Source organism: Streptomyces sp. NPDC006610 (assembly GCF_040611575.1).
Lineage (GTDB): Bacteria > Actinomycetota > Actinomycetes > Streptomycetales > Streptomycetaceae > Streptomyces.
In genome coordinates this window covers 82,419-94,203 of record NZ_JBEXOP010000027.1, presented here as the reverse complement: position 1 = coordinate 94,203, position 11,785 = coordinate 82,419, and the positions used below count along the sequence as shown (strand labels likewise).

Below are 11,785 nucleotides of genomic sequence, written 5' to 3'. Positions count from 1 at the left end.
TCCTTGTCGGCCTTGTCCGCCCTCGGCCGGACCGGGCAAAGGAGCGCCGGGCGCGGGTCGAGGGCGGAAGGAGGCGGCCGTCCCCGGTCGGGGAGGAGGAGCCGGCCGCCCCACCAAGGAGGTCGAACGGTGGTCGGGATCGGCGGGCGGCGGCTCAGCCCCAGCAGTTCTCCAGGCCGAAGGCGGTGTCCTTGGAGGTGACGCCCGTCTGCGTCTTGTCGGTGATCAGGGTGACGCCGGTGTCGGTGTAGCCGGACGCCTTCTTGCCGTCCTTCGCGTACGCCACCACGGCCTTGACGCCCTCGGCGGCCATCTTGAGCGGGTACTGCTGGGACGTGGCGGCGATCTTGCCTTCCTGGACCGCCCGGGTGCCGGTGCAGCCGCCGTCGACGGAGACGATCAGCACGTCCTTCTCCCTGCCCTTCGCCTTCAGCGCGGTGTACGCGCCCAGCGCCGCCGGCTCGTTGATGGTGTAGACGACGTTGATGCCCGGCTCCTTCTGCAGGCAGTTCTCCATCGCCGTCTGGCCCTTGGCCTGGTCGCCGCCGGTGTCCTGGGAGCAGACGACGGCAGGGCTGCCGCCGTCGACGCCGAAGCCCTTGAGGAAGCCGTCGTGCCGCTGGACGCCGACGGAGACGCCGGGGGCGAGGTCGAGGGTGGCGATCCTGGCCTCCTTGCCCTTCATGGCGGCCTTGGCGTACTGGCCGATCAGCTCGCCGGCCTTGAAGTTGTCGGTGGCGAAGAGGGCGTCGGAGGCGCTCTGCGGGTCGGTCGGGGTGTCCAGGGCGATCACCATCACGCCCTTCGCCCTGGCCTTCTCGATCGCGGGCACGATCGCCTTGGAGTCGCTGGGCGTGATCAGGATGCCCTTCACCCCGGCGGCCACCATGTTCTCGATGGCGGTGACCTGACCGGCGTTGTCGCCGTCGAACTTGCCGGCGGCGGTCGACAGCTGGACGCCCTCTTCCTCGGCGGCCTTCTCCGCCCCCTCCTTCATCTTCACGAAGAACGGGTTGGTGTCGGTCTTGGTGATCAGGCCGACCTTGACGGCTTCCGAGCCGGATCCGGAGCCGTCCGTGCCGGCGCCGGAGCCGCAGGCCGTCAGGGTGAGGGCTGCCAGGCCGGTGCACGCGGCGGCCCGCAGGAGGGCCGAGGGCAGGCGAGAGGTGCGAGACATGAACGACTCCAGCGGGATCGTGGGGTGGTGCGGCGGCATCGGATATTGCCGTCCCGGAGTGTCATCGATGACTTATGTCATCGTTGACACTCGCTTGCCGAGGATGATGGACTCCCCGTCCCGGCAACGTCAATGCCTTGCCTCCGACACAAGTTCGTAACGGCCCGGCGAGCGCCCGGTCCGTGCACGGTGCGCGCCCGCAGCCGCCCGTACCTTCGCAGAGAAGAGCAGCCCATGAGCCCGAGCCAGATCACCGTCCTGGGGGAATGCATCGCGGACGCGTTCACCGAACCCGCCGGCGCCTCGAACGAGCTCGCCCTGCGCGTGCTGCCGGGCGGCGGACCTGCGAACACGGCGGTCGCGCTGGCCCGCCTCGGCACCCCGGCCCGTTTCCTGGCGCGACTGTCGGGCGACGTGTTCGGCCGCCTGTTCCGGACGCGTCTGGAGGCGTCCGGGGTGGATCTGTCGAGCGCCGTCGAGGCGGCGGAGCCCAGCACCCTGGCCGTCGCGGAACTGGACGGACAGGGACAGGCCGCCTTCTCCTTCCACGCCCAGAACACGGCCGACTGGCAGTGGACGGCCGGGGAACTGGCCCGGGTGGACCTGACCGGAACGGTCTGCCTGCACACCGGATCGCTGGCCCTCGTCCGGGAGCCCGGGTCGGCGGCGGTGGAGGACTTCCTGGCCGCCGCGGCCCCTCGGGCGACCGTCAGCATCGACCCCAACGTCCGGCCGCTGCTGGTGGACCCGGAGGTCTACCGTGCGCGGATGGCCCACTGGTGCTCCCTCGCCGATGTGCTCCGGATGAGCGAGGACGACCTGCAACTGCTGCTGCCGGGCACGCCCCCCGAGCAGGCGTGCGACATCTGGCACCGGGCAGGGGCGCGGCTGGTGGTGATCACGCGCGGCTCCGGCGGCGTCCTGGCCTCGCTGGACGGCGAACGGGTCGAGGTGCCGGCCGTGCGTGCGCGGGTCGTCGACACGGTGGGGGCCGGGGACTCCTTCACCGCCGGACTGCTGCACCACCTCGGGGACCGCGGCCTCCTCGGCGGCCGGCTGACGCGGCTGCGGCTCGACGACGTCGCCGAAGCCTGCCGGTTCGCGGTCCGGGTCGCGGCGCTGACCTGCTCGGTCTCCGGCCCCAACCCGCCGTGGCGGACCGAGGTGGAGCGGCTCGCGACGGGCGGGAACGGCTGAGCAGGTGGACGGTTCGCGCGGTGATTCGATGCCGGGCCGTTGACGTGACGGCCGAAGAGCCCTCATCATCGGGCCCTCGATGTCATCGATGACACAAGTCGTCGACCACATTCCCTCACCGTCTCGACGGGCGCCGTGGACGACGGCGCCCGTCAAGTCATCACCCCTCCGTCCGTGCCGGGCAGCAGGCCCCGCAGTGTGGACGGCCGCAGCAACCCACGGAGATCCCATGAGCTCAGGACGTGTATCCCGTCATGCCCGCATGCGGCTGATCGCGGCGGTGGCGACCGTCTGCGCTCTGTCCTCGGCCTCGCTCGCCCCTCAGGCCGCCGGCGCCGAGACCCCGCCGTACTCCGAGACCCACCGGCCCCGGTTCCACTTCACCCCGGAGAAGAACTGGATGAACGATCCCAACGGTCTCGTGTACTACCAGGGCGAGTACCACCTCTTCTACCAGTACAACCCGAACGGCGACTCCTGGGGCGACATCTCCTGGGGCCACGCGGTGAGCAAGGACCTCGTGCACTGGGAGGAACTTCCGGTCGCCATCTCGCACGACGACGAGGAGATGGCGTTCTCCGGCAGTGCGGTCGTCGACTGGAAGAACACCACCGGCTTCGGCACGGAGAAGAACCCGCCCATGGTGGCGGTCTACACCAGCGCCTCCAAGAAGGACGGCACACAGGCCCAGTCGCTCGCCTACAGCACCGACCGCGGGCGCACCTGGACGAAGTACCAGGACAACCCGGTGATCGACATCGGCTCCAAGGAGTTCCGCGATCCCAAGGTCCAGTGGCACGAGCCGACCGGGAGCTGGCTGATGACGGTGTCGCTGTCCACCGAGCGCAAGGTGCGGTTCTACTCGTCCAAGAACCTCAAGGACTGGGAGCTGCTCAGCGAGTTCGGCCCGGCCGGCGCCACCGGCGGCGTGTGGGAGTGCCCCGACCTCTTCCCGCTCGCGGTCGACGGGGACGAGAACAACATCAAGTGGGTCCTGGTCGTCAACATCAACCCCGGCGGCATCGCCGGAGGCTCGGCCGCCCAGTACTTCATCGGCGACTTCGACGGCACCACCTTCACCGCCGAGGACAAGGGGACCTACACGCCGCCCGCCGGCACGGTCCTTGAGGACTTCGAGAGCGGCGACTTCGGCGGGTGGACGACCACCGGCACGGCCTTCGGCGGCGGACCGTCGGCCGGGTCCCTGTCCGGTCAGCTCCCCGTCGAGGGTTTCGAGGGCAAGGGCCTCGCCAACAGCTTCCACGGCGGGGACGGCGCCACCGGCACCCTCACCTCGCCCGAGTTCACCGTCGACAGCCCCTACCTGAACTTCAAGGTGGGCGGCGGACGCCACCCGCACGAGCCCGGCACCGTCATGGAGCAGGGGCCGCCGCCCGCCGGCACGGTCCTCGCCGACTTCGAGGGCGGCGCCTACGGCGACTGGACGAAGACCGGGGACGCCTTCGGCGACGCGCCGGCCCCCGGAACCCTCCCCGGCCAGCAGGAGGTCTCCGGTTTCCTCGGCAGCGGCCTGGTCAACAGCTTCCTGAACGGCGACGCGACGACCGGCACCCTCACCTCGCCGGCGTTCACCATCGACAGGAAGCACATCAACTTCCTGATCGGCGGCGGCAACCACCCCTCCGGCTCCTTCGATCCCACCGCCCTCGAACTCCTCGTCGACGGCAAGGTCGTCCGCAGCGCCACCGGCAGGGACGGCGAGGCGCTCAACTGGGCGTCGTGGGACGTCGGCGACCTCGCCGGCAAGGAGGCGCGGATCAGGATCGTCGACCAGCACACCGGCGGCTGGGGTCACATCAACGTCGACCACATCATGCTGTCCGACACCGCCGCCCGGCGGGTCTCCCAGGAGACCTCCGTCAACCTGATCGTCGACGGCAAGGTCGTCCGCAGCGCCACCGGCCCCAACAGCGAGACCCTCGACTGGGCCTCCTTCGACACGCGCGCCTACGCCGGGAAGAAGGCGCGTCTCCAGGTCGTCGACATGAACACCGCCGGCTGGGGCCACATCCTCGTCGACCGGTTCACGGCCGCCGACGCACCCGCCCGCTCCGTCGTGGAGCGCGCCGACTGGGCGGACTACGGCAAGGACTACTACGCGGCCGTGTCCTGGGAGAACACCCCCGGCGGCAAGCGGCACATGATCGGCTGGATGAGCAACTGGGAGTACGGCGGCGCCGTCCCCACCTCCCCCTGGCGCGGCGCGCAGAGCGTCCCCCGCGAGATGGCCCTGCGCACCGTCGACGGCCGGATCCGGCTGACCAGCGAGCCGGTGGGCGCCCTGAGATCCCTCAGACGGCAGGGCGGACCGGCGACGGCTGCCGGCGTCACCGTCACGGACGGCGTCAAGCCCTTGATCGGCCCGGCCGCCGAGGGCGAGGCCCTCGACATCGAGGCCAGGTTCTCCCTGAAGGACGCCGAACGCTTCGGCCTGAAGGTCCGCACCGGCGCCGACGGCGAGGAGACGGTCATCGGCTACGACGCCACGACCGAGGAGTTGTACGTCGACCGGACCCGCTCGGGCACGGCGGACTTCAGCACCACCTTCCCGGGTGTCCAGCGGGCGCCGCTGAAGGCGAAGGACGGCAAGGTGAGACTGCGGATCCTCGTCGACCGGTCGTCCGTCGAGGTCTTCGGCGGCAGCGGTGAAGCGGTGATCACCGACCTGATCTTCCCGGACCCTGACAGCCGGGGGGTGAAGGTCTTCGCCGAGCACGGCTCGGTGAAGCTGGACCATGCCCGCGTCTGGCACCTCGGCTCCTACCGCGACTGACAGGGGACTTCGTCGCGGTCGCGGCGATCGCGGAGCACTTCGTTCGGGGCCGGCCCGCCTCCGCGGGCCGGCCCCGGCCCACCGTTGCGGCGCAGCGACACGTGACGCCGTCGCCTGCGTCGCCGCCGAAGTCGGCGTGCCCCCGGCCGTGGTCTGCGCGGCGCTTGTGCACGACAGGCGGGCCGCCCACTCTCGGTGTCCGGCCGACGGCGCCCCCTGGGTTCACCGGCCAGGTCCTGGCGGTCGGCACGGCGTGCCGACCATGCCATGGGCGACCGGAAGACTCCCACGACGGTGCCGGGAGTGTCATGGCTGCGGGCCCCGCCACGAGGACGGAGCCCGCAACCGGTCGTTCGCCGGCCCTACGTCAGCCGCTGACCGTGATGCTCGAGCTTCCGCTGCTCTGGTAGCCCTCGGTGGCCATGATCATGTAGTACCTGAACTGTCCCAGGTTCATGCCCGCGCGCGCCCAGGCGTCGAAGTGGTTGCCGGTGGTGATGGTGCCGGAGCCACTGGTCACCTTCGTCTGCCGGACGCTCCAGTACTGGTCGAAGGTGCGGGTGCCCTCGACGGAGGGGGCGTTGTACCGCGTCGTCCGGTAGATGTCGTACGTGCCGCCGTCGCTGTAGACCGTGCCCCTGTGCTGGCCGGTGGGCCGGTAGCTGCCCCAGTTGTCGACGATGTAGTACTCCACCAGCGGGTTCGACGTCCAGCCGTAGAGGCAGCCGTAGCCGTTGCCCGACGGGTTGAACCAGCCGGTGTAGCGGACCGTCCTGCGCCCGCCGGTGTTCCAGCCCTTGCCGGCGACGAAGTTGCCGCAGTTGGTCCACCGGGTGCTGTAACTGCCGCCGCCGTTGAGCGTCATGGAGACGGAGCCGCCGCCGTCGGTCCAGAACGAGTAGTACATGCCGTCGTACCCGGTCTGGTTGGTGGTGATGGTGGTGGCGGCGTGGGCGGTGCCGGGCAGCAGCAGTCCCGACGCGGTGGCGATCGCGACGGTGCCGGCGCCGCCGAGGAAGCCACGTCGGCTCAAGCCGCTGAAGGGAGCGGGGTTCTGCTGGATCTGGTGCTGCTGCGTGCCGTCCTGGTGCATGCGTCCTCCCGATGAAGGCTGGTGGGGGCGGGCGACTCCTGCTGCCCGCCGGCCTTGCATGGAACACGGCGGGGGTCGCCCGTCGTCGTGCCGCAACGACCGACCGCCATCCCCGGTACAGGGGAGAGGGGACGACGGTCTCCTGTCGTTCGGTGGCGACAGTTTTCGTAGAGCGCCATGAGCCTGTCAACAGTTTCGACAGGCTTTCGGAAACAACTACGCAATCAGGAGTGGGCTCGGCGAATGCATCGCCGCTGGTCAGACCTTTCTTCGCGCGGACTGCCAGGGGGGATTGAATGAGATGAGGAGGGGCGACAACGCAAGCATGAGCACCCTGTTCGAAAGTTTCGAACCGGGGTGGCGGGACTACGGCGGCCCTCACTGGAGCGACCGTGCGCGAACGGCCGGGCGTGAGACACCAACGCCTCGGCGGCGTCCGGCGGTGCGAGCGCACCATCCGGAGCACAACGGCCTCGCGTCGACGCCGCTCGGAGGCACGGGCGTACCCACCGGCGCCAGAGTGTCCAGCCCTCGCCGTACCGCGGAGGGGACCTCCTCATGGAGCAGATACGAGCGGGACAGGGCCGTTTTCCTGTTCGCCCTGCTTTCCTTCACCGGACGGACAACAGTCGAAACTCTGGCCCGCTTACGCCGCAATGACCGATCAATACAACCGGCTTCAGGAAACAACCCATCGACAGAGAGGGAAGATCTTGCAGATAATCGCTATTCCAGTCGCCACGACCTGAATAATCAAGTCAAGCGAGGACGCTACGAAATCTCGTCACGAAGCCGCCGACAGCCACACCCGACACCCCGCGGACCTCGACCTTCGACGCGACCGCACGGCCGCCACGACTACAGCAGCCGACACCCGAACCAGCACTCCAGAGGTCCCTTTTCGGTCATTCCTCAGCGCGTACGTCACCTCGCAGCGAAGCCGACTCGCACTGCGATCGTAGTGGTCCACGGAGCCAACCCGGCGCGCTCGACTAACCCCTGATTGACAGTGACGAGTTGCTGATTGGTCTCACCAGCGGAAGCCGGCTGTCCTTCGACACCCGCTCGACCGAACGGGGAAAGCGTAGTGCGACCCCAGGGAAATCCGCTCGTGCGGCATATCTCCATCGCCTCCGCGCGACGTCCGCCCCATGCCTGCGCAGCCTTCAGCGCAGCACCAGTGAGTGCTAATCGCTGCACCCGGGGGGATGCCACGGTGCCGACTGAGCCGACCGAAACAGCGTGGAAGATCCAGTCGGCCGTCGCGGATGCGACGGCCGAGGCGGATTCGTGCTCATCCTGGCGGGTGCCTGTTGTGCCGCATGGGCTGTTTCTCCCCGGCTCGGGAAGGAGCCGGGAGGACCAGAACCGGATGCCGGCTCCCTGTACTTCGGACACCTGCGGCTCATGGAACCCGCCGTACTGTCAGGAGCCCTTCCCTGCCGGCTCCAGAATCGCCACGCACTCCACGTGATGCGTCATCGGAAACAGATCGAACACCCGCAGCATCCGCACCCGATACCCCCCGTCCCGGAAGTACCCCAGATCCCGGGCCAGTGCCGCCGGATCGCACGCCACGTACGCGATCCGGCGGGCTCCCAGGGAGGCCAGATGTTCGACCGTCCTGCGGCCGGCGCCCGCTCGCGGTGGGTCGAGGACGATGAGGTCGACCTCCGTGATCCCCGTGCGCGGCAGCACGCTCTCGACCTTGCCCTGCTCGATGCGGACGCGGTCGAAGTCGGCCAGGTTGTGCCGGGCGTCCTCCACCGCGCGCTTGCCGGACTCGATGCCGAGGACCGCGCCCGCCTCGCCGACCCGGTCCGCCAGGGCGCCCGCGAAGAGGCCGACGCCGCAGTACAGGTCGAGCGCCATGTCGCCCTTGCGCGGCAGCAGGCCCTGCATGACCGCCGTGACCAGGGTGTCGGCGGCCTTCGGGTGGACCTGCCAGAAGCCGCCGCTGCCGACGCGGTAGGTACGGCCGTCCGCGCGCTCCCGGACGAAGGGCCGACCGTGGACGCGGTGGACGCCGCCGTCCTTCTCGCCGACCCGCATCACGGAGACCGGGCGGTCCAGCTCGACGATCGGCAGGCGGGCGCCCGGCCTCGGGGTGAGGATGACCTGCCGGTCCTGCGAGCCCGTCGCCGCGATCGCCTCGACCGACTCCATGCCGGTCCAGTCCCGCTTCTCGACGCCCAGCTCGCTGACCCCCTCGGCGGCGATCATGCAGTGGTCGATGTGCTCCACCTCGTGCGAGCGGTGCCGGCGCAGTCCCGCCCGCCCCTCCGCGTCGACGGCGTACTGCACTCGCGTCCGCCACTGCGGTACCTGACCCGCAGGCAGCTTGTCGCCCCCGGCCGGCATCACCGTGCCGTCCCAGCCGGCCTCCTCCGGCGTGAGACCCGCCAGGCGCCTGAGCTGCTCGGCGACGACCTCGCCCTTGAGCCGGCGCTGGGCCCCCGGCTTGGCGTGCTGCCAGTCGCAGCCGCCGCAGCGGCCGGGGCCGGCGTAGGGGCAGGGGGCCTCGATGCGGTCCTTGGACGCGTCCAGTACCCGTACCGCGTCCGCGCGCAGGAACCGGGCGCCCTCCTCTCCCTCGGTCACCCGGGCCACGACCCGCTCGCCGGGCAGCGTGTGCCGGACGAACAGCACCTGGCCGGCGTCGGTGCGGGCGATGCAGTGGCCGCCGTGCGCGACGGGGCCCACCTCCACCTCGTACTCCTCGCCGACCAGCGAGCGACCGGTCGGCGCCTGCCCGGCCCGTACGTGCCCCGACTGCGGATTCTTCGGTTCTGCCTGCATGGCGGGGTGGCTCCAGAGATGAGAGGGAGGGTACGGCCGTCCGGCCCCAGGGCTGTAACGGCTGTACGGCCGGACAACAGCCCACCAGTCTACGTCGGCGCCGCCCGGCCGTTCACCAGCCGGCAGCCGCCGCGCCCGCGTCCGCGCGTCTGCCCCAGCCCCAAGCCCCAAGCCCCAAGCCCGAGCCCCGGCCTCAGCCCTTCGGCCGCTCCTGTGCAGGCCCCCGCCGCACCGAGCCCGGCGCGACCCACTCCGCCTGCTTGCGGGCCCGCTTCTTCGCGATCTCCGACGAGGCCAGCTGGTACGGCACCGACGTCACCATCACCCCCGGCGTGAACAGCAGCCGGCCCTTCAGGCGCAGGGCGCTCTGGTTGTGCAGCAGCTGCTCGTACCAGTGGCCCACGACGTACTCGGGGATGATCACCGACACCGCGTCGCGCGGCGATTCCCGGCGCAGGTTCTTGACGTACTCGATGACCGGCCGCGTGACCTCGCGGTACGGCGAGTCCAGCACCTTCAGCGGTACGTCGATCCCGCGCCGTTCCCACTCCTCGCGCAGCGCCTTGGTCTCGGCCGGGTCCACGTTGACGCTGAGCGCCTCCAGGGTGTCCGAGCGCATCAGCTTGGCGTAGGCCAGGGCCCGCAGGGTGGGGCGGTGGATCTTGGAGATGAGGACGACGGAGTGGACTCGGGAGGGGCGCACGCTGTCGTCGCTCGGGCCCTCGGGGGCGGCGAGTTCCTTGGCGACGTGGTCGTAGTGGCGGCGGATCGCGGTCATCACGCCGTAGAAGATGACCATGCCGAGCAGGGCGACCCAGGCGCCGTGGGTGAACTTGGTGCCGAGGACGACGACCAGGACCAGGCCGGTGAAGAAGGCGCCGAACGCGTTGATCGCGCGGGAGCGGACCATGTGGCGGCGCTTGGCGGGGTCCCGCTCGGTGGCCAGGTGCCGGTTCCAGTGCCGGACCATGCCGGTCTGGCTGAGCGTGAAGGAGACGAACACGCCGACGATGTACAGCTGGATCAGCCGCGTCGAGTCGGCGCCGTAGATCCACACCAGCAGTCCGGCGGCGCCGGCCAGCAGCACGATGCCGTTGGAGAAGGCGAGGCGGTCGCCGCGGGTGTGCAGCTGGCGCGGGAGGTAGCGGTCCTGGGCGAGGATCGAGCCGAGGACGGGGAAGCCGTTGTACGCGGTGTTCGCGGCGAGGAACAGCACCAGCGCGGTGGCCGCGGCCAGCACGATGAACAGGAGGCTGTCCTTGCCGAAGACGGCCTGGGCGACCTGGGAGATCACCGGGTTCTGGACGTAGTCCGCGCCGACCGGGACGCCGTTGTCGAGCAGGTCGTGGGCCGGGTTCTCGGCCATCCGGACCTTGGAGGCCATGGCCAGGCCGATGATGCCGCAGAACATGGTGACGGCCAGCAGGCCCATCAGGGCCAGGGTGGTGGCCGCGTTGCGGGACTTGGGCTTGCGGAAGGCCGGCACGCCGTTGGAGATCGCCTCCACGCCGGTGAGCGCGGCGCAGCCCGAGGAGAACGCGCGCAGCAGGAGGAAGAGGAGCGCGAATCCGGCGAGGCCCTCGTGCTCGGCCTTGATCTCGTACCCGGCCGTGGGCGCCCGCATCGTGTCGTCCAGCACCAGCCCCCGGAACGCCCCCCACGCGATCATGAGGAAGACGCCCGAGACGAACACGTACGTCGGGATGGCGAAGAGCGAACCGGACTCCTTGACGCCGCGCAGGTTCATCACCGTCAGCAGCGCGATCACGGCGATCGCGCACATCACCTTGTGCTCGACCACGAAGGGGATCGCGGAGCCGAGGTTCTCGATGCCGGAGGAGATGGAGACGGCGACGGTCAGGACGTAGTCGACCAGCAGGGCGCTGGCGACGGTGAGGCCGGCCTTGGGACCGAGGTTGGTGTTGGCCACCTCGTAGTCGCCGCCGCCGCTCGGGTAGGCGTGGACGTTCTGCCGGTAGGAGGCGACGACCGTGAACATCAGCACGACCACCGCGGCGGCGATCCAGGGGCTGAAGTGGTACGCCGACACGCCCGCGACGGACAGGACCAGCAGCACCTCGCCGGGCGCGTAGGCCACGGAGGACAGCGGGTCGGAGGCGAAGACGGGGAGTGCGACGCGCTTCGGCAGGAGCGTTTCGCCCAGCCGGTCACTGCGCAGTGCGCGCCCGATCAGGATCCGTTTGGGCACGTCGGTCAGTTTGGACACAACTGAGGATCGTAAGCCTTCGAACTGAGGGGCGCCTCCGCGCCACCCGACCTATACGCGACCTTGACGCGGACCCATACGCGACCTTGACGCGGGCCTCTACGCGACCTCGACGCGGTGAGGCTCCGGGGGCGCACGGACATCTGCTCCCCGAGTGAAATAGCGCACGGCTCGCGCAGCGGTTTCGCCGCCGCGGCCGGCCCTCATGCCTAGATGAACAACCCCCGTCCACCTCCCTCCCCCGACCCGTCACCCCCGTCCACCAGGGCCCCTCCGGAGGCACCATGCCCGCCACCGCAGAGCTGATCGGCGCCGCCGCCGCCCTCGCGGGACTCGCCGTGCTCACCTTCCTCAGCGTCTGGAGCATCAGCCGCCGCTGATCCGGCCGGCCGCGCACGGTGCACGGGGGTCCCCCCGCGGACCGTGCGTGTGTAGCTTGGTCGGCGGTCTGAGACCCTGTTCAAGCCAAGTCACCACACTTGATCTCGGAAGGACGGT

General features: G+C 70.2%; 6 protein-coding genes. 2 read left to right on the top strand and 4 right to left on the bottom strand.

Annotation, left to right across the window (positions count from 1 at the left end):
• Positions 1–154 precede the first annotated feature (154 nt).
• Positions 155–1,177 carry a sugar ABC transporter substrate-binding protein gene (locus tag ABZY13_RS22000; RefSeq protein ID WP_356633261.1) on the bottom strand — a complete coding sequence of 341 codons (1,023 nt, stop codon included), beginning with the start codon at positions 1,175–1,177 and terminating at the stop codon, positions 155–157.
• Between the two features lie 234 nt (positions 1,178–1,411).
• Between ABZY13_RS22000 and ABZY13_RS21995 the strand changes: the two genes are divergently transcribed.
• Together ABZY13_RS21995 and ABZY13_RS21990 are read left to right on the top strand one after the other, a co-directional pair.
• The gene (locus ABZY13_RS21995) at positions 1,412–2,374 is read left to right on the top strand and encodes a carbohydrate kinase (protein WP_356633259.1); all 963 of its coding nucleotides are present in this window, start codon (positions 1,412–1,414) and stop codon (positions 2,372–2,374) included.
• A 229-nt stretch (positions 2,375–2,603) separates the two neighbouring features.
• Positions 2,604–5,168, top strand: a complete 2,565-nt coding sequence (locus ABZY13_RS21990; RefSeq protein ID WP_356633257.1) for a GH32 C-terminal domain-containing protein — start codon at positions 2,604–2,606, stop codon at positions 5,166–5,168.
• Between the two features lie 367 nt (positions 5,169–5,535).
• Here the strand turns inward: ABZY13_RS21990 and ABZY13_RS21985 are convergent, their stop codons facing one another.
• The 3 genes from ABZY13_RS21985 to ABZY13_RS21975 all read right to left on the bottom strand — a co-directional run bounded on the left by ABZY13_RS21985 (position 5,536) and on the right by ABZY13_RS21975 (position 11,287).
• Entirely contained in the window at positions 5,536–6,261 is a 726-nt protein-coding gene (locus ABZY13_RS21985; protein ID WP_356633255.1) for a glycoside hydrolase family 11 protein, read from the bottom strand.
• A gap of 1,425 nt (positions 6,262–7,686) precedes the next feature.
• Positions 7,687–9,060, bottom strand: a complete 1,374-nt coding sequence (locus tag ABZY13_RS21980) for a class I SAM-dependent RNA methyltransferase (RefSeq protein WP_356633253.1) — start codon at positions 9,058–9,060, stop codon at positions 7,687–7,689.
• 193 nt (positions 9,061–9,253) lie between these two features.
• Complete coding sequence (locus ABZY13_RS21975; RefSeq protein WP_356633251.1) at positions 9,254–11,287, bottom strand: APC family permease; 2,034 nt, start codon at positions 11,285–11,287, stop codon at positions 9,254–9,256.
• Positions 11,288–11,785: the final 498 nt, after the last annotated feature.

Coding starts and splice junctions, on each gene's coding strand:
- ABZY13_RS22000 (WP_356633261.1), bottom strand. CDS start 1,177: ATGTCTCGCACCTCTCGCCTGCCCTCGGCCCTCCTGCGGGCCGCCGCG.
- ABZY13_RS21995 (WP_356633259.1), top strand. CDS start 1,412: ATGAGCCCGAGCCAGATCACCGTCCTGGGGGAATGCATCGCGGACGCG.
- ABZY13_RS21990 (WP_356633257.1), top strand. CDS start 2,604: ATGAGCTCAGGACGTGTATCCCGTCATGCCCGCATGCGGCTGATCGCG.
- ABZY13_RS21985 (WP_356633255.1), bottom strand. CDS start 6,261: ATGCACCAGGACGGCACGCAGCAGCACCAGATCCAGCAGAACCCCGCT.
- ABZY13_RS21980 (WP_356633253.1), bottom strand. CDS start 9,060: ATGCAGGCAGAACCGAAGAATCCGCAGTCGGGGCACGTACGGGCCGGG.